Annotated in this window: 20 protein-coding genes and 1 other RNA gene; 16 read left to right on the forward strand and 5 right to left on the reverse strand. The window is 37.3% G+C overall.

Going from position 1 to position 22,359, the window contains the following annotated elements; all coding sequences use genetic code 11:
• Nucleotides 1–72: 72 nt before the first annotated feature.
• The 14 genes from FG390_RS06615 (at nucleotide 73) to FG390_RS16315 (ending at nucleotide 14,220) form a co-directional block, all read left to right on the forward strand.
• On the forward strand, nucleotides 73–1,092 hold the full coding sequence (locus FG390_RS06615; RefSeq protein WP_141190256.1) for a sugar-binding transcriptional regulator: 1,020 nt from the start codon (nucleotides 73–75) through the stop codon (nucleotides 1,090–1,092).
• Between the two features lie 27 nt (nucleotides 1,093–1,119).
• Nucleotides 1,120–2,130 carry a type I glyceraldehyde-3-phosphate dehydrogenase gene (gene gap / locus FG390_RS06620; protein ID WP_141190257.1) on the forward strand — a complete coding sequence of 337 codons (1,011 nt, stop codon included), beginning with the start codon at nucleotides 1,120–1,122 and terminating at the stop codon, nucleotides 2,128–2,130.
• A 120-nt stretch (nucleotides 2,131–2,250) separates the two neighbouring features.
• The gene (locus FG390_RS06625; RefSeq protein ID WP_141190258.1) at nucleotides 2,251–3,435 is read left to right on the forward strand and encodes a phosphoglycerate kinase; all 1,185 of its coding nucleotides are present in this window, start codon (nucleotides 2,251–2,253) and stop codon (nucleotides 3,433–3,435) included.
• 77 nt (nucleotides 3,436–3,512) lie between these two features.
• Nucleotides 3,513–4,274, forward strand: coding sequence for a triose-phosphate isomerase (tpiA, locus tag FG390_RS06630; RefSeq protein ID WP_141190259.1), 762 nt, complete (start codon nucleotides 3,513–3,515; stop codon nucleotides 4,272–4,274).
• Entirely contained in the window at nucleotides 4,267–5,802 is a 1,536-nt protein-coding gene (gene gpmI, locus FG390_RS06635; RefSeq protein WP_141190260.1) for a 2,3-bisphosphoglycerate-independent phosphoglycerate mutase, read from the forward strand. The genes tpiA and gpmI overlap by 8 nt, the downstream gene beginning before the upstream one ends.
• Before the next feature lie 208 nt (nucleotides 5,803–6,010).
• Nucleotides 6,011–7,300 carry a phosphopyruvate hydratase gene (eno, locus tag FG390_RS06640; protein ID WP_141190261.1) on the forward strand — a complete coding sequence of 430 codons (1,290 nt, stop codon included), beginning with the start codon at nucleotides 6,011–6,013 and terminating at the stop codon, nucleotides 7,298–7,300.
• A gap of 157 nt (nucleotides 7,301–7,457) precedes the next feature.
• Nucleotides 7,458–7,691 (forward strand): preprotein translocase subunit SecG, encoded by a 234-nt coding sequence (secG, locus tag FG390_RS06645; protein WP_141190468.1) that lies wholly within the window; start codon nucleotides 7,458–7,460, stop codon nucleotides 7,689–7,691.
• A 181-nt stretch (nucleotides 7,692–7,872) separates the two neighbouring features.
• The gene (locus tag FG390_RS06650; protein WP_141190262.1) at nucleotides 7,873–8,628 is read left to right on the forward strand and encodes an alpha/beta hydrolase; all 756 of its coding nucleotides are present in this window, start codon (nucleotides 7,873–7,875) and stop codon (nucleotides 8,626–8,628) included.
• Nucleotides 8,629–8,641: 13 nt separating this feature from the next.
• On the forward strand, nucleotides 8,642–10,936 hold the full coding sequence (rnr, locus tag FG390_RS06655) for a ribonuclease R (protein WP_141190263.1): 2,295 nt from the start codon (nucleotides 8,642–8,644) through the stop codon (nucleotides 10,934–10,936).
• Nucleotides 10,937–11,440: 504 nt separating this feature from the next.
• Nucleotides 11,441–12,292 (forward strand): Cof-type HAD-IIB family hydrolase, encoded by an 852-nt coding sequence (locus FG390_RS06660; protein ID WP_141190264.1) that lies wholly within the window; start codon nucleotides 11,441–11,443, stop codon nucleotides 12,290–12,292.
• 99 nt (nucleotides 12,293–12,391) lie between these two features.
• A complete protein-coding gene (smpB, locus tag FG390_RS06665; RefSeq protein WP_141190265.1) occupies nucleotides 12,392–12,865 on the forward strand; it encodes an SsrA-binding protein SmpB in 474 nt (157 codons plus the stop codon).
• An 81-nt stretch (nucleotides 12,866–12,946) separates the two neighbouring features.
• Nucleotides 12,947–13,304: a transfer-messenger RNA gene (gene ssrA, locus FG390_RS06670) on the forward strand.
• A gap of 370 nt (nucleotides 13,305–13,674) precedes the next feature.
• Nucleotides 13,675–13,863, forward strand: a complete 189-nt coding sequence (locus tag FG390_RS16040) for a UPF0175 family protein (protein ID WP_246092711.1) — start codon at nucleotides 13,675–13,677, stop codon at nucleotides 13,861–13,863.
• Between the two features lie 144 nt (nucleotides 13,864–14,007).
• Complete coding sequence (locus tag FG390_RS16315) at nucleotides 14,008–14,220, forward strand: PIN domain-containing protein (protein WP_484421954.1); 213 nt, start codon at nucleotides 14,008–14,010, stop codon at nucleotides 14,218–14,220.
• Between the two features lie 71 nt (nucleotides 14,221–14,291).
• Here FG390_RS16315 and FG390_RS06685 read toward each other — a convergent pair whose 3' ends face one another.
• Genes FG390_RS06685 through FG390_RS06695 form a run of 3 tightly spaced genes read right to left on the reverse strand, consistent with a single transcriptional unit; the run spans nucleotide 14,292 to nucleotide 17,611 of the window.
• The gene (locus tag FG390_RS06685; protein WP_141190266.1) at nucleotides 14,292–15,317 is read right to left on the reverse strand and encodes a lysylphosphatidylglycerol synthase transmembrane domain-containing protein; all 1,026 of its coding nucleotides are present in this window, start codon (nucleotides 15,315–15,317) and stop codon (nucleotides 14,292–14,294) included.
• On the reverse strand, nucleotides 15,286–16,347 hold the full coding sequence (locus FG390_RS06690) for a glycosyltransferase family 4 protein (protein ID WP_141190267.1): 1,062 nt from the start codon (nucleotides 16,345–16,347) through the stop codon (nucleotides 15,286–15,288). The genes FG390_RS06685 and FG390_RS06690 overlap by 32 nt, the downstream gene beginning before the upstream one ends.
• Nucleotides 16,340–17,611, reverse strand: a complete 1,272-nt coding sequence (locus FG390_RS06695; RefSeq protein WP_141190268.1) for a glycosyltransferase family 4 protein — start codon at nucleotides 17,609–17,611, stop codon at nucleotides 16,340–16,342. The genes FG390_RS06690 and FG390_RS06695 overlap by 8 nt, the downstream gene beginning before the upstream one ends.
• A gap of 570 nt (nucleotides 17,612–18,181) precedes the next feature.
• Here FG390_RS06695 and FG390_RS06700 point away from each other — a divergent pair.
• The gene (locus FG390_RS06700; RefSeq protein WP_181406407.1) at nucleotides 18,182–18,448 is read left to right on the forward strand and encodes a PTS sugar transporter subunit IIA; all 267 of its coding nucleotides are present in this window, start codon (nucleotides 18,182–18,184) and stop codon (nucleotides 18,446–18,448) included.
• A gap of 73 nt (nucleotides 18,449–18,521) precedes the next feature.
• Here the strand turns inward: FG390_RS06700 and FG390_RS06705 are convergent, their stop codons facing one another.
• Complete coding sequence (locus FG390_RS06705) at nucleotides 18,522–19,139, reverse strand: lysozyme family protein (protein ID WP_141190270.1); 618 nt, start codon at nucleotides 19,137–19,139, stop codon at nucleotides 18,522–18,524.
• Nucleotides 19,140–19,465: 326 nt separating this feature from the next.
• On the opposite strand from FG390_RS06705, the gene FG390_RS06710 reads away from it, so the two are divergent.
• The gene (locus tag FG390_RS06710) at nucleotides 19,466–20,392 is read left to right on the forward strand and encodes a manganese-dependent inorganic pyrophosphatase (protein ID WP_141190271.1); all 927 of its coding nucleotides are present in this window, start codon (nucleotides 19,466–19,468) and stop codon (nucleotides 20,390–20,392) included.
• A gap of 312 nt (nucleotides 20,393–20,704) precedes the next feature.
• Here FG390_RS06710 and FG390_RS06715 read toward each other — a convergent pair whose 3' ends face one another.
• On the reverse strand, nucleotides 20,705–21,916 hold the full coding sequence (locus tag FG390_RS06715; protein ID WP_141190272.1) for an MFS transporter: 1,212 nt from the start codon (nucleotides 21,914–21,916) through the stop codon (nucleotides 20,705–20,707).
• Nucleotides 21,917–22,359: the final 443 nt, after the last annotated feature.

The following is a 22,359-nucleotide window of genomic DNA, read 5'->3' on the forward strand; positions in this document are numbered from 1 at the left end:
AAGTTTGGTGCTGATGGGACACAATTTGACTATGCGGGACTTTTTTAGTCCGATGCTTTTAAGGGGGATATTGTGGAAAGGTTACTTAATATCCAAAAGAAGCTTATCCCTGATGTCTTAGACATAATGTCCAACCGGTATCGTATCCTGCAATCTTTACATTTTCTTCAACCTATAGGTAGGCGTACGCTCTCCGCACGTTTGGGGATGACGGAACGTGTATTACGAGGCGAAGTCACGTATTTAAGCAAACAAGGGCTTATCCATATGGCTTCAAACGGTATGCAGTTAACCCCAGATGGAGAAAAGATAGTCGATCTACTTGAAGATATGATGAAAGACGTCTCTGGACTTAAGGATATGGAGAAACAAGTAGAGGCGGTTTTGGGCATTTCCAACGTCATTATTGTATCCGGTGACAGCGATCAGTATCCATTAGTCAAAAATGAGATGGGGCTTGCCTGTATTAGAGAGATGGAGCACTACATGAATGCGGAAAATATTATCGCCGTGACGGGTGGAACAACCTTGGCAGCGGTTGCAGAAATGATGTATCCATTAAAGAAATCACGCGATTTACTCTTTGTATCGGGTAGAGGCGGTCTTGGTGAACAAGTTGAGAATCAAGCGAATACGATTTGTGCTAAGATGGCCACGAAAGCAGAAGGACGCTATCGTTTGCTCCACGTCCCTGATCAATTAAGTGAAGAGTCATATCAAACCTTAATTGAAGAGCCCAGTATCCATGAAGTCTTGCACCTTATTCACTCCGCAACCATTGTTGTGCATGGAATTGGAGATGCAAGAACAATGGCCCTTCGTCGCGGTTCAAGTCAATCGTTATTGACGAAAATTGAGACAGGGAAGGCTGTTGCAGAAGCTTTTGGTTATTTTTTCGATCATTGTGGGAAGGTTATTCATAAGGTGAAAACAATTGGGCTTCAGTTGGATAACCTATATGATGACCGAACAGTGATTGCCGTAGCTGGAGGCAAATCTAAGGCTAAGGCGATAAAGGCCTATTTCAAGGAAGGACCTAATTCAATCTTAGTGACTGATGAAGGGGCTGCACGAGAAATTTTAAAACTTTGATTTACCAATTTCAAGGAGGGTATTTAAATGACAGTAAAAGTAGGTATTAACGGTTTTGGACGTATCGGAAGATTAGCGTTTAGAAGAATTGCAGAATTAAATGACAATGATATTGAAGTAGTAGCTATCAATGACTTAACTGATACTAAAATGTTAGCTCACTTATTAAAATATGATACAACTCAAGGTCCTTTCAAAGGCGAAGTAGAAGTTCACGATGGTTATTTCCTCGTTAACGGTAAAGAAGTAAAAACATTAGCTGATGCTGATCCTTCTAAATTACCATGGGGTGACCTTGGTGTAGATATCGTTATTGAATCAACTGGTTTTTTCACAACTAAAGAAAAAGCTGAATTACACCTTCAAGCTGGTGCTAAAAAAGTTGTTATCTCAGCTCCTGCTTCAGGCGACATGAAAACAGTTGTTTACAACACTAACCATGACGTTTTAGATGGTTCTGAAACAGTTATTTCTGGTGCTTCTTGTACGACAAACTGCTTAGCTCCTATGGCTAAAGTATTAAACGACAAATACGGTATTGTTGAAGGTCTTATGACAACAATTCACGCTTACACTGGCGACCAAAATACTTTGGATGCTCCGCATAGAAAAGGCGACTTCCGTCGTGCTCGTGCAGCAGCTGAAAACATTATCCCTAACACTACTGGTGCTGCAAAAGCTATCGGTCTTGTTATCCCAGAACTTCAAGGTAAACTTGATGGTGCGGCTCAACGTGTACCAGTTAAATCTGGTTCATTAACTGAACTTGTTTCTGTATTAAACGAAACAGTGACAGTTGAAGAAGTTAATGCAGCAATGAAAGAAGCTGTTAACGAATCTTATGGCTATACTGAAGATCCAATCGTTTCTTCTGATATCATCGGTATGTCTTATGGTTCATTATTCGATGCAACTCAAACAAAAGTTATGACTGTCGGCGACAAACAACTCGTTAAAACAGTAGCTTGGTACGACAATGAAATGTCTTACACTTCTCAATTAGTAAGAACTGTAAAATATTTCGCAAGCAAAATCTGATTATAAGATTATAGAAAATGTTCAAAAAGGAGGACAAATCCGGACTTTTTGAACGACATTAAATAGCGGAAGCGAAAGTTTCCGCTATTTCAAAAAATAGGCTTTTTGGAGGTGCAATCCATGGCAAAGAAAACAATCCGTGATATCGACGTCAAAGGGAAACGCGTTTTCTGTCGTGTGGATTTTAATGTTCCTTTGGATAACGGAACCATTACAGATGATACACGTATTCGTGCGGCAGTGCCTACGATTCAATACTTAACTGAACAAGGTGCCAAAGTTATTTTAGCATCTCACCTTGGTCGTCCAACTGAAGAAAATAAAGAATCTTTAAGATTAACACCTGTTGCAAAACGTTTAGGCGAATTACTCGGCAAAGACGTTGCAAAAACAGATGAAGTTGTCGGACCAGAAGTTGAAGCAGCAGTAAGCAAACTTCAAGACGGCGACGTTTTACTTATTGAAAATGTTCGTTTCCTTAAAGGCGAAAAGAAAAATGATCCTGAACTTGCAAAAGCCTTCGCTGCTCTTGCAGATGTCTACGTCAACGATGCATTTGGAGCTGCTCACAGAGCACACGCTTCAACAGCAGGGGTTGCAGAGTATTTACCAGCTGTTGCCGGTTTCCTTCTCGAAAAAGAATTGAATGTTCTTGGCAAAGCAATGGAAAATCCTGAACGTCCATTTACTGCTATTATCGGTGGCGCTAAAGTTACGGATAAAATCGGGGTTATTGATAACCTTTTAGATAAAGTAGACAATTTGATTGTCGGTGGTGGTCTTGCTTATACATTTATTAAAGCTAAAGGCTATGATATCGGTCAATCATTGTTAGAAGCCGAAAAACTAGATCTTGCTAAATCATTCATAGAAAAAGCAGAAACAAAAGGTGTTAAATTCTATACACCAGTCGATACAGTAGTCGCTGATGAATTTTCAGCAACTGCAAATACAAAAGTTGTTGACGTTGATAGCATTCCAAGTGATTGGATGGGACTTGATATTGGTCCAAAAACAGTCGCTCTTTATAACGATGTTGTTGCTAATTCTAAGCTTGTGGTTTGGAATGGTCCTATGGGTGTGTTTGAAATGGATGCCTTTGCCAACGGTACACAAGGCGTGGCGGAAGCTCTTGCAAAATCAGATGCTTACTCGATTATCGGTGGTGGCGACTCAGCAGCAGCTGTAGAAAAATTCCACTTAGCTGATAAAATGAGCCATATCTCAACAGGTGGCGGCGCCTCTCTTGAATTAATGGAAGGCAAAGTATTACCTGGTGTTGATGCATTGGATGACGCTGAATAAGCACTGATTATTTTTGTTAAATGTTCTTAAGCAAAAGGTATTTAACGACATGATCGACCAGAAAGGATGGTTTTACCATGCGTAAACCTATTATTGCAGGTAACTGGAAAATGAATAAAACAGTCCAAGAAGCTGTAGACTTTGTAAATGAAGTCAAAGGATCAGTTCCTTCTGCTTCGACTGTTGATACTGTTGTTTGCGCTCCAGCGATTGTTCTTGATCAAATCGTGAAAGCTGCAAATGGTACAGATCTTAAAATTGGTGCACAGAATGTCCACTTCGAAGAATCTGGAGCCTTCACAGGTGAAATTAGTCCTGTCATGCTCGAAGCTGCAAACGTCAACTATGTCGTCATTGGTCACTCTGAACGACGTGCCATGTTTGCTGAAACAGATGAAACTGTGAATAAAAAAGTGCATGCTGCCTTAAATCACAACCTTCTTCCAATCGTTTGTGTAGGTGAAACACTTGAAGAACGTGAAAGCAACAAATGGCAAGAAGTTGTAAAAGTTCAAGTAACAGAAGGATTGAAAGGCGTAACAGCTGAACAAGTTGTTTCTGTCGTTGTTGCTTATGAGCCGGTTTGGGCTATTGGTACTGGAAAATCCGCTTCCATTGAAGATGCTAACGAAGTGTGTGCTTATGTTCGCAAAGTTCTTGCTGATCTCTATTCCGAGGAAGTGGCAGAACAAGTACGCATTCAATATGGCGGTAGCGTAAAACCTAACAACATTGATCAATATATGGCTGAATCAGATATTGATGGTGCTTTGGTTGGAGGAGCTAGTCTTGTTCCAGAATCTTTCTTGAAATTGTTAGAGGGTGTTAAAGTTGGGTAGAACTCCACATGCTTTAATTATTCTTGACGGATTTGGCTTGCGCTCTGAAACGAAAGGGAACGCTGTGGCCCATGCTAAAAAACCTAACTTTGATAAATATTGGAATGAGTACCCACATGCCACATTACGGGCTGATGGCGAATATGTAGGATTACCAGAAGGTCAAATGGGAAACTCTGAAGTTGGGCACTTAAATATTGGTGCTGGACGTGTTGTTTATCAAAGCTTGACTCGTGTGAATTTATCGATTAAAACGGGTGAATTCTTTGAAAATCAAACCTTTATCGACGCCATGAATGTCGTTAAAGAAAAAGGCACTAACCTTCACATTATTGGTTTGCTTTCAGATGGTGGTATTCATAGTCATATCGACCATATGTATGCCTTGCTAAAACTTGCTGCGCAGCAAAAAGTAGATAATGTCTATATCCATGGTTTCACAGATGGCCGAGACGTCGGTCAAAAGTCTGCAAAAACCTATATAGATGCTTTGCAAGGTAAAATAAAGGAATATGGTGTAGGTGAAATTGCTACCCTTTCTGGTCGCTACTATGCTATGGATAGAGATAACCGCTGGGAACGTATTGAAAAAACGTATCGTGCCATGGTGTATGGAGAAGGACCAGATTATACAGATCCTAATGAAGTGATCGATGATTCATATAAAAATGATATCTACGATGAATTCGTTCTTCCATCTGTTATCAAACGTCAAGACGGTTCACCTGTTGCAACGGTACAAGATGGCGATGCTGTTATTTTCTTTAACTTCCGTCCTGACCGTGCAATTCAAATCTCACAAGTTTTCACAAACGAAGACTTCCGTGGATTTGATCGCGGCGACAAGGCACCTAAAGATGTTCACTTTGTTTGTATGACACAATTCAGTGAAACAGTTCATGGTACAGTTGCTTTCAAACCAACCAACCTTGATAATACGTTTGGTGAAGTTGTTTCACAAAACAATCTTAAACAATTACGTATCGCTGAAACTGAAAAATATCCACACGTCACTTTCTTCTTTAGTGGTGGACGTGAAAAGCCATTCCCTGGTGAAGACCGTATCTTAATTCCTTCACCAAAAGTAGCTACTTATGATTTGAAACCGGAAATGAGTGCTTACGAAGTTACGGATGCACTTGTCAAAGATATTGAAGAAGGTAATCATGACGCTATTATTTTAAACTTCGCAAACCCTGATATGGTTGGTCACTCAGGTATGCTTGAACCAACTGTAAAAGCAATCGAAGCCGTTGATGAATGTCTGGGCCGCGTTATTGAAGCCATTCTTGCAAAAGGTGGAGACGCAATCATAACAGCAGACCATGGTAACTCTGATGAAGTTGTGACTTTAGAAGGTAAACCAATGACAGCTCATACAACAAATCCAGTTCCTGTTATTGTTACTAAAAAAGGTGAAACATTACGTACAGATGGTAAATTGGCTGATTTAACACCAACGTTACTTGATCTTCTCAATGTTGAAAAACCAAAAGAAATGACAGGCGAAACATTAATTAATCACTAATAGAACGTGTTCAAAAAGAAAGACAAAAAATAGGATTGCCCTACCAGCAATGTAAGTAACTAGCCCGTTTCTTTAGCGTCGGAAGTTCAGAGGAAGCACAGCTTAAAACACCGGTTAGAGCTGTGCTGACGCAAGAATTCGACTGCTATTTTCCCCGGACTTTTTGAACAACCAATAATATTAATTACACTTAAGGAGAGATGAAACGATGTCCCAAATCGTTGATGTATACGGTCGCGAGGTTCTTGATTCCCGCGGTAACCCTACAGTAGAAGTTGAAGTTTATCTAGAATCTGGCGCAGTTGGTCGCGCACTTGTTCCAAGTGGTGCCTCAACAGGTGAATACGAAGCAGTTGAACTTCGTGACGGTGACAAAAACCGTTATTTAGGAAAAGGTGTTCTTAAAGCAGTTGATAACGTAAACGAAGTGATCGCTCCTGAACTTGTTGGTCTTGATGCTCTTGACCAAGTGGCTATTGACCAAACAATGATCGATCTCGATGGTACACCTAACAAAGGTAAACTTGGTGCCAATGCGATCCTTGGTGTGTCTATGGCTGTTGCTCATGCTGCTGCAGCATTCTTAGATGTTCCTTTATATCGTTACCTTGGTGGATTCAATGGTACAATCCTTCCTACACCAATGATGAACATCTTGAATGGTGGAGAACACGCTGATAACAACGTGGACATCCAAGAATTCATGATCATGCCTGTTGGTGCTGAAACTTTCCCAGAAGCTGTACGTATGGGTGCTGAAATTTTCCATAACCTTAAATCAGTATTGAAAAAGAAAGGTTACAATACTGCAGTTGGTGACGAAGGTGGATTTGCTCCAAACCTTGGTTCTAACGAAGAAGCGATTCAAACAATCATCGAAGCTATTGAAGCTGCGGGCTACAAACCAGGCGATCAAGTTAAAATCGCTATGGACGTTGCTTCTTCAGAGCTTTACAAAGATGGTAAATATGAATTTAAAGGTGAAGGTATCACAAGAACTTCTGATGAAATGATCGAATTCTATCGCGAACTTCTTCAAAAATACCCTATCGTTTCAATCGAAGACGGTCTTGATGAAAACGACTGGGAAGGTTGGAAAAAACTTACTTCAGAACTTGGTGACCAAGTTCAACTCGTTGGTGACGACTTATTCGTTACAAACACAGATAAATTAGCTGAAGGTATTGAAAAAGGTATTGGTAACTCAATCCTTATCAAAGTGAACCAAATTGGTACACTTACAGAAACATTCAATGCTATCGAAATGGCTAAACGTGCTGGTTACACAGCAATCGTTTCTCACCGTTCTGGTGAAACTGAAGACACAACTCTTGCTGATATCGCAGTTGCAACAAATGCTGGTCAACTTAAAACGGGTGCTCCATCACGTACTGACCGTGTTGCTAAATATAACCAACTTATCCGCATTGCAGATGAACTTGGTGAACAAGGTAAATATGCAGGAAAAACAGCTTTCTATAACTTAAAAAACATCTAAGTTATAGCATTGTATGATAAAAAGGGGTATCCTTATGATTGGGATACCTCTTTTTTATAATAGTTAGCAGTATTGCTTGAAAGATATCAATATGATAGGATTAATAGTAATGAGAAGTAAGTGTAGGTTTTAACGGTAGATTGGAGTGATTGAAATGTTGCATACAATAGTGCTTACGATTCTTATAATAGCATCATTAGCGCTTATCTTGTTTGTATTATTACAACCAAGTAAAAGTGAAGGATTATCAGGAGCCATTACGGGCGGTGCTGAGCAATTATTTGGTAAACAAAAAGCACGAGGAATTGAAGCGGTTTTAAATCGTATCACCATTTTTTTATCAGTCGTATTTTTTGTTTGTGCTTTTATTTTAGGTTATTTTGTTCAATAAGTAGAATGAATGAGAATGGAATTTGCAGCTGCCATATTGGACAGCTGTTTTATTTTTATAAAATCAAACTTCAATCAGTCCTTTCAAATTTAACGATTATACTTTTTCGATTCAGCTTATTTCTTTTGGCACGGAAAACACACTTTTAGCTGTTTTAAATACATAAAGAGGGTGAATATATATGGCGTTAAATATAAGACCACCTAAGCCATTCTTTTTTGAAGGAGGTCCGAGAGCCGTACTGCTGTTACATGGATTTACCGGGCACTCAGCAGATGTTCGAATGTTAGGGCGGTTCTTGCATAAAAAAGGCTATACGTGCCTGGCACCGCACTATAAAGGTCACGGCGTTCCACCTGAAGAAATTCTTAAAACAGGTCCAAAGGATTGGTGGGAAGATGTTAAGCAGGCAATAAACACATTGAATACGAAAGGGTACCAAGAATTTGCTGTAGCCGGTTTGTCTTTAGGAGGGGTATTTTCCCTTAAATGTGGTTACACTTTTCCAGTGAAGGGTATTGTCTCCATGTGTGCCCCAATGAATGCCAAAACAAAAGAAAAAATATATGAAGGGGTTCTTCAATATGCGAGAAATTATAAGCATTATGAAGGAAAATCGAAGGAACAAATCGAAGTAGAAATGAGAGACTTCAAAACCAAACCCATGACGACTTTAATGGATTTACAACTTCTTATACGAGAAGTTAGGGAGCATGTTGATATGATCTATGCACCAACATTTGTCGTTCAAGCGAGAAAAGATAGTATGATTGACGTACATAGTGCAGATATTATTTATAACGAAGTACAATCAGACATGAAACGAATAAAATGGTACGAAAATTCAAATCATGTTATTACATTAGGCGAGGAGAAGGATCAACTCCATCAGGATATTTATGAATTTCTTGAAAGCTTGGACTGGTCCATCTCTTAAGGAGGTCATATTTTTGTCAGAAGAGCTCATTCAAGAAATTCTTGACTATATGAAAAAAGAAGCATATAAACCGATGACACTATCAGAGTTGGAAGATGTCTTTCATTTCAATCAATCAGAGGATTTTAAAACATTCGTAAAGACTTTAAATGAGATGGAAGATAGAGGTTTAATTGTACGTACAAGAAGTAATCGGTATGGATTACCAGAAAAAATGAATCTCGTTCGAGGAAAAGTTCAAGCTCATGCCAAAGGCTTTGCCTTTATTCTTCCAGAAGAAGAAGGTCTATCAGATGTCTATGTTGCCTCAGGTGATCTAGGTAGCGCCATGAATGGTGATACCGTCATCGTAAGATTATCAACTAAGTCCTCAGGAGATCGTCCTGAAGGTACAGTTATTCGCATTATTGAACGGGGTATTTCGAAAGTGGTTGGAACATACAGTGCGAATAAACACTATGGGTTTGTTATACCAGACGACAAAAGGCTTGTAAGCGATATATTTATTCCTAAAGAGCATGTCAATGGAGCTGCTGAAGGACATAAGGTGGTTGTTGAGATAACAAAATATCCAGAAGGTAGAATGAGTCCCGAAGGAAAAATTATAGAAATTCTAGGTCATAAAAATGATCCTGGAATTGATATTATCTCCATTATCTATAAACATGGATTGCCACTTGAATTTCCTGAGGAAGTCCTTGAACAAGCAAAAGCTGTCCCGGACACAATTGATCCGGCAGATATTGAAGGACGACGAGATTTAAGAAATGAGACGATTGTCACGATAGATGGTGAAGATGCCAAAGACTTAGATGATGCGGTGAACGTTGTTAAACTTCAAAATGGAAATTATAAATTAGGTGTCCATATCGCTGATGTAAGTCACTATGTAAAAGAAGGGTCACCCCTTGATGAGGAAGCTTTTGATCGAGGGACAAGTGTTTATCTCGTCGATCGCGTCATCCCTATGATTCCGCATCGTCTATCCAATGGGATTTGCAGTTTAAATCCGCAAGTTGATCGATTGACCATTAGCTGTGAAATGGAAATTACTCCACAAGGGAGAGTCGTCGAGCATGAAATATTTCCAAGTGTGATTCGAACTACCGAACGAATGACCTATGCAAATGTTAGAAAGATTCTTCTTAAAGAAGATGAAGACGTTTTAGAGCGTTATCATGATCTCGTTCCATTCTTTGAACTAATGGGTGAACTCTCCAGTATTTTAACTGAGAAGAGACGTCAAAGAGGGGCTATTGATTTTGATTTTACCGAGGCAAAAATCATTGTCGGTGAAGATGGAAAACCAGAAGACGTCGTAATAAGAGAACGATCTGTAGCCGAAAGACTCATAGAAGAATTTATGCTGTGTGCCAACGAAACGGTTGCAGAACATTTTCATTGGCTTGAGTTGCCTTTTATTTACCGAATTCACGAAGAACCAAACCCAGAAAAATTAGCGAAATTTTATAACTTCGTGGTGAATTTTGGCTATGTTGTGAAAGGAAGCGTGGATAATATTCATCCTCGTACCTTGCAATCCTTGCTAGAAGAAGTAAAGGGTGAACCTGAAGAGCCTGTGATTAGCACCGTTATGCTAAGATCGATGCAAAAAGCAAAATATTATCATGAAAGCTTAGGCCATTTCGGTTTATCAACGGAATTTTATACGCATTTCACGTCACCTATTCGACGTTATCCAGATCTTATGGTGCATCGGCTTATTCGTAAATATTTGTTTGAGAAAAAAGTCGATCCAGATACTCGTTATTACTATGAAAAAGAGTTACCAGAGATTGCGCGACATACTTCTGAACGTGAGCAAAGAGCGGTCGAAGCAGAACGTGAAACAGACGATCTGAAAAAAGCCGAGTTTATGGAAAATAAAATTGGTGAAACATTTGATGGCGTTGTCAGTGGTGTAACCAATTTTGGCCTATTTGTAGAATTGCCGAACACCATCGAAGGGCTCGTTCATATTAGTTATCTTACCGATGACTATTACCATTACAATGAAGAACATATGGCTTTAATTGGTGAACGTACCGGTAATGTTTTTCGTATTGGTGATGAAATTGAAGTTCGTGTCATTTCAGTTAACCTCGATGAACGATCCATTGACTTTGAAATCGTCGGAATGAAACCAAGAAAACCTCGTGAAAGGCGGGCACAACCAAAGGTCATTCAAGGAAAAGATACAGGCTTTAAAAAAAGTAATAAAACACGTAAGCATCATAAGTCGACTCGAGATGCCGCTACAGAAAAACCAAAAGGGAATAAGAAGAAAAAGAAAAAAAGAAGACATTAATTTTAAGGACAACTAGTTTAGTTGTCCTTGTTCTATGATGTAAAAGGGATATTGTCTTCATAACGGAGAGTATTGACACCCACTTCAAGATTCTGAGTATTCAAAGAAGAAAGGTGGGGATCAACTGCCCGTAAAGGTCCGATTAGCTCAGGCTTTCCATCAGTGGAAGATGACGCAGGCTCAAAACCAGGCGTCCTGGCTGGCGCCTGCTACTTTCCATCCTGTGCGTCGAAAAACCCCCACTGATGGAAGTTTCACTTTATTTAACCTTCACTTATGTCACATTCAAATTATAAACATGTTAAGATAGAGTTGACGCTAAGACGTTCATATAAACGCCAATGATTGATGAAAATATTTAAGTAGTGGTATCACTTCAGAGAAAGATTATTGTTGTTGTAAAGAAATACTTAAATAGCTAAGAGATTGTTCAATGAAATTTTATTAAGCGATTGGCTAATAAAGATTCATAAGTAAAAAGACGTTTTTCATGGGGAGGATAAAATGAAACTCATTGCCATTGATTTGGACGGTACGTTACTGACTCGCGAAAGAAAAATAAGCGAAACCAATATCAAAGCCTTAAAGGAAGCACAAAGACAAAATATCCAAATAACAATAGCAACAGGCAGGGCTTCTTTTGATGTGAATACCAAACTTCGTGAAATTGGATTGGAAGCGAATATTATTGGAACAAATGGAGCATCGGTTCACACGCAGGATGGAAAACTTCTTTATTCGGCTAAGTTAAATAAACCATCCATTATGAAAGATATTAAATGGCTTTTAGATCAACATTTTTATATAGGGATCTATACACAAGACATCATCTTTGTTCCGACTGATGGAGTAGACTGGTTACAAGAAGAACTTGATCACTTGAAGAAACATGAAGAGAGAGCAGAAGGTTTTCAAGAAGCTACTAGACGGGATTATTATCGCACGCTTGATCGTATTGATGAACTTCAAGATCCACGCATCGACATTACTAAAGTCCTCGTCTTTTCCAATGATGATGAAAAATTAGCTAGGGGAAGACAACATTTTTCCGATCAGATGGACGTTAATATGGTAACATCAGGTACAGGTAATTTCGAGATAATGGCAAACGGTGTTTCGAAAGGTCATGCTTTAAAACTATTAGCCAAGCATTTGAATATTCAGTTAGATCAAACCGTGGCAATTGGTGATAACTATAATGACTTGTCTATGTTTGAAGTTGCTGGCATCAGTGTAGCGATGGGAAATGCTTATCAGGATATTAAAGAAGCTTGTCAAATGATCACGAAACGCTGTGAAGAAGATGGCGTAGCCTATGCAATAAACCAACTTTTAAAAGAGAATGCCAAGAAATAGTGAGAAATATCGACATTTCCCGGGAAAACTTGCTACAAGGAATTACTTTATACTACAATTAGGCGGGGAATGTCAACAAGCGCTGAGGAGTGAATTGAATTGACAAAAGAAAAGACAGAGAGCCGTGTGCTTGCACAGAATCGTAAAGCAGGCCATGACTACTTTATAGAAGAAACATATGAAGCAGGGATTGTTCTGCAAGGTACAGAAATTAAATCTATACGTAAAGGATCCGTCAGTATTAAAGATGCGTTTGCACGTGTTGAAAATGGAGAATTGATGCTCCATAACATGCACGTTAGCCCATATGAACAAGGCAACCGATATAATCATGATCCTCTTCGAACAAGAAAACTGCTCCTTCACAAGAAACAAATCAACAAATTGATTGGTCAAACAAAGGAAGCAGGATATGCGATTGTTCCTTTGAAAATCTATGTCAAAAATGGTTTTGCTAAAATCCTTATCGGTCTAGGTAAAGGTAAGAAGAACTATGATAAGCGTGAAACGTTAAAACGGAAATCAGCACAACGAGAAATGGATAGAGCTCTTAGAGATCGCCAGAAAATGTAAAAGGGTTGAAGTTCATTCGAATTTGTGTTAGTATATTTCTTGTGACACTTATGAAGACATACCTTTGTGTCCTTATACCATGGGGACGTTACGGATTCGACAGGGGTAGGTTGGATTTAAGTGGCGAGTCGAGGGGGTCGGCCTCGTTAAAACGCCAAAGCCAATAACTGGCAAACAAAACAACAACTTCGCTTTAGCTGCCTAAGTAGCTTAGCGGTTCCTCCCTCCATCGCCCATGTGGTAGGGTAAGGGACTCAACTTAGTGGGATACGCCGGCTGTCCGCCTCCTGAGGACGAAGGAAGAGAACAATCAGGATAGCCATACGGAAGCCTGTCGGTAGGCCGATGTATTGGCGAAGCGCTAATATATCGACTACACTCGTAGAAGCTTAAATTACAATATCTTTGGACGTGGGTTCGATTCCCACCGTCTCCACCATACATAGTGGAGATTCAGGCTAGCAGAAGCTAGTCTTTTTATTTTGGGGAATTTTATGCTTTAATATGATGTGAAAATTAAGTTTCCTTTGTAAATCGTTTATTTTTTTACCAACGATTAACAAGAAATTTACAACCGATTGACGGGGGATTTACCAGATTGAATATTTCGTTTAGATTGAACCACCTTCTCGGAAAAAATGAACACTTGCTCGATCTAATTGAACATGTATCTCGGATGGAAAACACCCTCCTACATTGAAGAAGACACTAATTATTCAGTGATCTTCAACAAACGGTCAGATTGTGGAGCACCCCCTTTTAAATGTTATAATTAAAACAATAAACTAGAGAGGAATATCTCATTGGCAATGGAAGAATCAAAAGCAAAGGGTGGAATAAATCCTGAATTCTTGCTTTTTTTACAGGGAAAAAATATAAATTCAGTTGATGAAGATGTTAATTTATCACTAGCCATGTATTTGTTTACCTCAAGAAAACTAACACTTGCACGAGCAGCTGAACTTTGTGGTAAAAGTTTATCAGATTTTATGAAATAGCCGAGAACACTCGTGACTTTAGTCATGAGAGGTTCAGTCAGATCTTAATTGATCATAATATTCATTGGGCTGAGTATACAGAGGAGCATAAAAAGCAAGATGATGAAACCATTGATTTTATTTTAAAAGAAGATAGTAAACAAGATGAAAGCAATATGTAATACTAGCCCTATTATTGGCCTATACGTCATTGGTCAGCTTGAATTACTGTGGAAACTGTTTGATATCTATATACCACAAGAAGTATATAATGAAGTTGTTAATGTCGCGAGTGAACAGGCAATTGGGAAACATGAATTAAGAAATGCTGTGGCTAATGGGTTTATAAAATTAAAATTATGGAGCTTAGTCATATAGGTTCCAATTTTTTTATGGCTACATGGCAGCAAGAGGCTAGAATCGATTTACATAGGTCATCACTTCAGTCATCACTTCAAAGGAGCCAATTTTTTTGAAGCAAAAGATAAGGCAATTCCCCCGAAAATAAGGCAACTATAAGATGAGATAAATCGCCAGATGATAAGGGTGAGTAATAATTCTTGTCCATTCATTAAGCTACCAAAAAGGATTGTAAAGCTATACTCAGCACCAGCCGTGCCACTTGGAGTCGGGACGATACTAGAAAACATGATAATAAAGGCATGGTAGGCCATAGCGAGAATTAACCCTTCATGTGAAATTCCAATGCTTTCAAATATAAAGAAAGGAATGCTAAAAAAAAGAAAAAGCTGAATACTTGTTAATAGACCTCCTTTTACTAAGAGCCAACTATGCTTACTCATTCTTCTGCTTTCGTTATGGAAGGTATCAATTTTGTAATCGATGGTTTGTTCATATTTGATCCTTTTTTCTTTTTTGATAAAAATGAATAAAGATTTCAGGATAAGGTGTGCTAGAAAATGAGCGGTTTTTTTGCTGATGGCGACAATGAGTAATCCAATAATGACAAACAAGTGAACAATAAAACCCAATAAGACTAAGTAAGACAAACGAGGAAAGTGTTTGATTAAATTGTCATAACTAAAGAATAAAATAACAATGAAGTTAATCACTAGAACAAGCTGATAGATAATAAATTTAATTAATAAAACGGAACTCGCAGATCCTATATCTGTTCCTTTTTGTTTTAACATATATAATTGTGCAGGACCCCCGCCCGTTTGTAGTGGAGTTAGAGTATTGAAAAATTGGCCAACCATCGTTATTTGTAGCGCAGAACGAAAGCTGAACCTTGGATCGATTGATTTTGTCATTTGGTGGAGGATCATTGCGTCACATAACCAATACAAAAACATGATGAACATGGATAGGCTAATCCATCCATCGTTGACCCCTTTAAAACTTGTCCACAAATTAGCTAGATTAATATTCCGAAATTTAAAATAGAAAAATATCGCGCTGGTCACGATGATAATCAGAACATTAAAGATGATTTTTCGAGTTTGTTTTGTCATGCTGTTGTCTCCTATTAAGTAACGTTAGATACGTATCTTTCCATAGTTTGACCACTCTTTCTTCACTGTAATAAACAGCCCCTTTCTTTGAACGTTGAACAGCCTCTTTGTAGATAGATGATTCTCCTTCTAACCGTCTAATTAAAGATACAAATTCATCTACATTAGATGCCTTTAGATAATAGCCATCCAATATAGATTGATATAGGTCTAGATCACGCAAGAGTATAGGGATTTCACAATTCATAGCCTCAAGTACCGTCATTGGAAAGAGTTCGTTATAAGAAGGTAAGAAGAACATATCAGCCATTTGGTAATAAACATTCATTTTATCGCGATCAACAATGCCGATAAAGTGCACATTTTTTGGTGGATGATCATAAATTTTTTTCAATTCCTCATATCCAGCTGTCATTTTTCCAAAAGAAAAACCACCAGCCCAAATAAACGTTAAATGTGGGAGTCGTTTGGCTGTCTCAATAAAATCTAGAACTCCCTTTCGATATTGAACTTGACCAGCACCAATAACGATAAATTGGTCAATAGGCCATCCATGTTCTGTGCGAAGGACTTGTTTTTCTCTTTTATCATATACCGGATAAAATGATTTATTCGACACAAAGTTAGGGATATAGTGAATACGATCTTCATCTATACCATAAGCAATTAATTTGGGTATAAAAGATGGATTAACCACAATTAATTCATCCATACGCTGATAAAAGAGAATGATATAACGATAAAATAATTTTCGTATCGGTTTTGGTAAAGATAAGCTGTCATCAATTGTCTCCGGCAGAAAATGGACGTACCCCAATTTGATTCCTAAACGTTGTCTGAAAAAAGTCGAGAGAAAAAATCGGAAATCAATAGTATGGTAATGTGTAATGTCCGCCTTTGTAAATTTGTTTATCGTCATGTTGATAGACGTTAGATGTGATTGAATAACATTAACCAATTCACGGTAAGCAGAGGCGACACCTTGCCCTTTGACTTTTTCAGCTGAAGAGAACATATTGAGTTTAATCATGATGGCGACTCTCTCTCCTTAGCCATTTGCCCTTAAGTTTAGTTAAAGAATGAATGGCAGGAATCCCATTGATTGTTTTTCTTAATAGGGGTTGTGATGGGCTGAGTTCCTGATTCTGGCTGTTTAAATAGATGGATTCAATATGTCTGCCAAATTGTTCCGCTGAAAGTGAATGAATGCGTAATTTGGCTCTTTTTACGATCGAAGACCAGTTTTGACGAGCATCTAAAGTCTTTATGATAGCTTGAGCCAACCGATCATCCTCATTAAATAGAAATCCCGTCACTTGGGTTTCAATGAGGTGGGTTATGCTAGAATCTTTCTTAGCGATAACAGGTATTTCGGATGCCATAGCTTCAATATAAGTGAGTCCTTGTGTTTCAGACGTCGATGCACTGACAAAGACATCACCAAGATGGTAATAAGCAGGAATATCCTTCCACTCTTTTTCCCCAACAAAAAAAACAATATCCTGAATATGTAAAATACGAGTCAATCGTTCAAGTTTTGAACGTGCGGGTCCATCTCCAACAATCACAAGTTTTGCTTTTCTATATTTCTTTTTAACTTCAGGCATGGCTCTTATAATGGTTTCGATATTTTTTTCTTCAGCGAGTCGACCGATAGAAAGAATCACAATATCGTCTAATTTCAAGCCGATCTGTTTACGTAAGAGCCTTTGTTTTTCAACTTGATCTGAAGATGCTTGAAAAACAGAGAAATCAATGCCCGTAGGAACAATTTTAATCTGATTTTGTACCCCATAGGTTCGTAGTTTTTTAGATACTTTTTCTGAAGGAGCGATGATGGTTTGAGCCTGTTTACAAAAGAGACAGGTTAATTTTTCAACTAATTTAGGTGTTATGATCCACCCATTTGCAATATAATGTAAATAATCTTCATACATGGTATGATATGTGTGAATGAGCGGAATTTGGCATTTCTTAGCTACGTGTTTTCCAATTAACCCCATTGAAAATTCGGTTTGTGTATGAATAATATCTAACTGAAGGCGTTGAGCAAGTTGAGTGGCCCTAATAAAACCAGAGATAGCGAGTCTTCTCTCAGGAACGATAAGTGCTGAGAAACTTGTGAAACGAAAAACTCGTCCTTTTTCTTGTATTAAATCAGCATTTGAATCTGAAGAAGTAAAAATATAAACACAATGTCCCAATTTTTCTAACTCTTTTTTAAGAATCATGGTAGAAGTCGAAACACCACTTACTTGTGGATAATAAGTGTCTGTAAAAATACCAATATTCATGAAACAACCTTCTTTCTGTTGAAAGATGAATGGTCATATATATTCTGGTTAAACAAATAAAAGATAAGAGGACTCAAGAATATATTTATTAATATCAATAAGTAAATAGTATGTTGATTTATTTTAATTTGTAAAAGTTAACAAATGAACGTCGTTGTTATTATTATATATGAAATAAATGTAATGACATACTTTCAAGATATGAATCTGAGAAAAAAATTAAAAAAGGTGTATGCAAAAACTTTGCACATTTCCTAAATATAAATGTAAGGATATCTGTAGACGTTTAGCTGATTACTTAAAGTGCGTGTTCAAAAAGGTGACAAATTAGAAGCAAGAAGATCAAGGCGGCGCCGTTTTGAGGACCGGAATGTAGGTTTTTACTACATGAGGACCGGAAAAACAAGCCAACGCCGAGATTCGTAGCTTATCATTTGGTGACTTTTTGAACAACCTCTTAAAGAGGCAGATAAATAAATAATATCATTAATAATTATAGGGTCAAAAGAAAGCGTTTGCGTTTACAATCGCTCTTTTTATAGCTTCATTGATAACAAGGAAGTGAGAGATTTGCGAAAAATAGATCAAGTTTATCAGTTTGATGAAGCAAATCGTCATTTGGAGATTGCAGAACAAGAATTTGTAAAAGGTCATCGATCACAAACAGAATTAATCCGTGAAAGTGAAAATGGCGTTGTTCCAAATTTCTTAATGATTCATGCCCAAGATCATGTCATGACAGCTCAGGCGGAATTAAAATTAATCAAAAAACTCATCCTCAATTATAAATTAATTCATGACTTAGAAAAACGTATTGAAGTATTAGATGGAAAATAAATGTTTTACAAATAGAAAAAAGCTCCACACGGATGTGAGGCTTTTTTCATTTTCATTATCAAATTATAATTCATTACTTTGCAACAAAACTCGCCTTCACTTTTGAATCATTTTTTTTAGCGTATTTTTCTTTTAACATATTTTGAACTAATTCTAGTTGCTTGTTCACTTTTTCTGCATACGTGAAATCACCATAACAATATGGCTCTCGAAAGGTATCACGAATTCCGCATGTATACGTATTAGGCGACTTTTCGACTTTCATCTTAGAGTACGATTTGGCTAGCGTTTCTTTGTGTTTCTGGCCACGTTCAGCGACATAGGATATATAGCCAGGCCCCATATTATAACTTTGGATAATGGTATCTAAGTCAACATGTTTTTGTTTGCCATATTTAAACATTTCAGAGAAATGATAGACGCCTTGTTTTATACTCGTTTCAGGATTTTTGATTTGATTTCTTTTTAATCCGGCAGATTCCGATGCCTGCATCGGATCGTTTCCTTCTCCTTTACTTTCTTGAGACATGATGGCAAGTAGTAGAGGTGTATAAGTTTTCAATCCATAACTATTCAGTTCTTGTGAAATAGTTGGTTCGTATTTAAGCAGTTGATTTTTATTTACTGGTTCATGTCTTGGCAAAAGTGAGAGGATTTGATTTGAGTCTGTTAGGGACCATATAAATACCATACATACGGCGAATAGAAAGAACAGACTTTTTAAAACATAGTGACGTTTACGTACTTTGTTGTTTTTATGTTTTTTGACGATACAAACACCACCCTGTAACGAACGATTTCCGGCCAGTTACAAAAAGATTGACCACTATAAATGATATATGGATTTCATAAATAAATAAAGAGGTTTAAAGGATACTTTTTGACTTGCTTTAGGAATATTATAATTTCTTAATATAAAAGTCATCAACTTGTTATAAACAAATTGATTTGTCATTTATGATAGAATAGAATCTAGTGTAGAGATACCATTTATTAAAATGATAAAGGAGAAGTGTCATGGGAAAAGTTCTTGTTTTTGGACATAAAAATCCAGATACGGATACAATTTGTTCAGCTATAGCATATGCTCATTTAAAACAACAATTAGGTCTCGATGTCGAGCCTGTACGTTTAGGAGAAGTTAATGGCGAAACGTTATTTGCTTTAGACACGTTTAAAGTTGCAGCTCCTCGATTTGTCGAAAAAGTCGCTAGTGAAGTGGACGAAGTTATCTTAGTCGATCATAATGAACGTCAACAAAGCGCGGACGATATTAATGATGTGCGTGTTTTAGAAGTAATTGATCATCACCGCATTGCTAATTTTGAGACAAGCGATCCTTTATATTATCGTGCAGAACCAGTTGGTTGTACAGCAACGATCTTAAACAAATTATATAAAGAACATGGTGTTGAAATACCTAAACCTATAGCGGGACTTATGCTTTCAGCTATTATTTCAGACTCGTTGTTATTCAAATCACCAACATGCACTGAAGAAGACGTACAAGCAGCAAAAGAATTGGCTGCTATTGCGGAGATAGATCCTGAGCAATATGGTTTAGATATGTTAAAAGCAGGGGCTGATTTAAGCAGTAAACCAACAAATGAATGGATTAAGCTTGATGCAAAAGAATTCCAAATGGGTGATCACAAAGTAGAAATCGCCCAAGTGAACACGGTAGATACAGCGGATATTCTTTCTCGTAAAGCTGAACTTGAGGATGTCATTGGCAGTGAGATAAAAGATAAAGGACTTGATCTCTTTTTATTTGCGATCACAGATATTTTAACGAATGACTCAACGGCATTAGTCCTTGGTAAAGAAGCGCAAGCGGTTGAAAAAGCGTATGACGTTAAATTAGACCAAAACCTTGCTGTCCTAAAAGGTGTCGTGTCACGTAAAAAACAAATTGTTCCTGTATTAACAAATGTTTTAAAATAATGATGTAACGAACGAATCATGACCTAGGAGTTTATCTCCTAGGTTTTTTAATTGTTTAGGAAACGATAAAATCTCGACTTGTGGATGACTGTTCGGTAAAATGTTCGTAGATATATCGAGGTTAAGGGTATGGGAAACGTAAAGCTTCTATTCCTTAGATGTTAAAAAACTCACTAGCATTTGATTATAAGTAATCTAGCTGGCGAGTTCTTTTTGTTGCTTTAAAACAAAGTTTGATTTATTCATTTATCCAATATTCGAAGTTGTTTTTCAACTGACATAGTCCAAATTTACTGATTAAGTTTAATTCGTTCATAGAGCCTTACTCTTAGTCATCTTACTCTCATTCGATTTACTCTTATTCAGTGAAATTTTATTTTTAGTAAAATATAAAGCCGTACAAACAAGAGGAATGACTCCAGCGATGATGTATAGACCCCTAAAAGAAGTGAGAGATCTTAAAGTACCCATAATATAAGGACCAACACCCAATCCTAAATCTAAGCCAACAAAGTAAGTAGATAAGGCAATTCCAATTCTATGTGGGTTAGCAAGTTTGAGACAAACGGCTTGACCATTTGACATAAAGGTACCATACCCTAATCCGACTAATCCGCCTGAGATTAACAACATCGTACTATTAGTCGTAATACTTAGCATAAATAAACCCGCTGTTAAGAAGAAATAGCTAGGGTACATGACATACTGTTCACCTTTTAAATCAAAAATTCGGCCAGACATAGGGCGAGTGAATGTGACTACTAATGCATATACAACAAAGAAAAAGGATCCTGCTGTAACCAGATCAATCACTTTAGTATAAGAAGACAAGAATGATAGCACACTAGAATAGGAAAGTCCCATTAGAAAGGCGATGCCTGTTATAAATAGAGCTTTTTTTTCTATAAAGCTATGAATACTCCAAGAGTTTAATTGAGCTTTTTGTACTCCGGATAACTGAATATTTTTAACGGGAAATATAAAGCAAGATAGAGTCACTAAGGAAATTAAAATAATGGAAAACCAAATAATAAAATAGAAGTTTGTCATATTTAACAAAATCATTCCAATAAAAGGTCCAATAGCTGCAGCTAAACTTGTACTTAATCCATAATAGTTTATTCCTTCCCCTTTTTTAGTTTCAGGAATATAGGCTGTAACAATAGCATTGGTTGCCGTAGAAATTGTTCCATATCCAAAGCCGTTTAAAAGCCGAACTAAATATAGAATACTGATATTTGGGGTAAATAAATAGGCGATCGTTGTAAAAAGATAAAAAATGGCTCCACCACGTAGAACCATTTTTCTCCCAAATAGTTCTAACTGCTTACCCATAAATAAACGAGCTAGCAATGTTCCAATAATATAGATTCCTGAAGCAAATCCAGCCTCACTTAAAGTAGCGTGTAAATTATCTTGAGCAATGACTGCGATGATAACCATCAAAAGATAATAGACTAAGTAAACAATAAAGTTAATTAATGTAATTCCGACAAAGTGTTTGTTAAAAAGTTTCTGTTCCATGTAACTTCGTGTCTCCTTAATTTGAATAAGCTTTTAATTTTTCAATTGAACTTCTAAATTATGATGATTTGAGGGGTATCTATCTACTAATTGTTGAATAAATAGATCACATGTGGAGATGATTAAGTCTAGTCTTGAAATTCCTTACAGTCTTGATTTGATTCACTTCCCATTATTTTTACCAATTCTATTGAGCCTTGGCGAGCATCACCCAAAAGTTCATATTCGATCGCCTTCTTTATAGAAATTACTAGTGAAAGTATAATAAATATATAGAACGTTTAAAAACACAGTGGTAATATATTTAAGTAAATAACAAATGTTAATATCATTTGTGAATTAGGAACGAACTTAAAGAAAACTTGCCGTTTGCGGGGCCTGAAAGGCATAGACAGAGGCCTAGTAGAAAAAAGGTGTCCCTACTGCTTCGCATACGTGACAAT

This window comes from Terrilactibacillus laevilacticus, assembly GCF_006517395.1.
Taxonomy (GTDB): domain Bacteria; phylum Bacillota; class Bacilli; order Bacillales; family Sporolactobacillaceae; genus Terrilactibacillus; species Terrilactibacillus laevilacticus.

What these genes read in the sequence shown, in the direction of transcription:
- eno (WP_141190261.1), top strand. Translation starts at nt 6,011, where the DNA reads ATGTCCCAAATCGTTGATGTATACGGTCGCGAGGTTCTTGATTCCCGC.
- FG390_RS06660 (WP_141190264.1), top strand. Translation starts at nt 11,441, where the DNA reads ATGAAACTCATTGCCATTGATTTGGACGGTACGTTACTGACTCGCGAA.
- FG390_RS06695 (WP_141190268.1), bottom strand. Translation starts at nt 17,611, where the DNA reads ATGAATATTGGTATTTTTACAGACACTTATTATCCACAAGTAAGTGGT.
- FG390_RS06690 (WP_141190267.1), bottom strand. Translation starts at nt 16,347, where the DNA reads ATGATTAAACTCAATATGTTCTCTTCAGCTGAAAAAGTCAAAGGGCAA.
- FG390_RS06715 (WP_141190272.1), bottom strand. Translation starts at nt 21,916, where the DNA reads ATGGAACAGAAACTTTTTAACAAACACTTTGTCGGAATTACATTAATT.
- FG390_RS06625 (WP_141190258.1), top strand. Translation starts at nt 2,251, where the DNA reads ATGGCAAAGAAAACAATCCGTGATATCGACGTCAAAGGGAAACGCGTT.
- FG390_RS06685 (WP_141190266.1), bottom strand. Translation starts at nt 15,317, where the DNA reads ATGACAAAACAAACTCGAAAAATCATCTTTAATGTTCTGATTATCATC.
- FG390_RS06705 (WP_141190270.1), bottom strand. Translation starts at nt 19,139, where the DNA reads ATGGTATTTATATGGTCCCTAACAGACTCAAATCAAATCCTCTCACTT.
- FG390_RS16040 (WP_246092711.1), top strand. Translation starts at nt 13,675, where the DNA reads ATGGAAGAATCAAAAGCAAAGGGTGGAATAAATCCTGAATTCTTGCTT.
- FG390_RS06710 (WP_141190271.1), top strand. Translation starts at nt 19,466, where the DNA reads ATGGGAAAAGTTCTTGTTTTTGGACATAAAAATCCAGATACGGATACA.
- gap (WP_141190257.1), top strand. Translation starts at nt 1,120, where the DNA reads ATGACAGTAAAAGTAGGTATTAACGGTTTTGGACGTATCGGAAGATTA.
- tpiA (WP_141190259.1), top strand. Translation starts at nt 3,513, where the DNA reads ATGCGTAAACCTATTATTGCAGGTAACTGGAAAATGAATAAAACAGTC.
- FG390_RS16315 (WP_484421954.1), top strand. Translation starts at nt 14,008, where the DNA reads ATGAAAGCAATATGTAATACTAGCCCTATTATTGGCCTATACGTCATT.
- FG390_RS06650 (WP_141190262.1), top strand. Translation starts at nt 7,873, where the DNA reads ATGGCGTTAAATATAAGACCACCTAAGCCATTCTTTTTTGAAGGAGGT.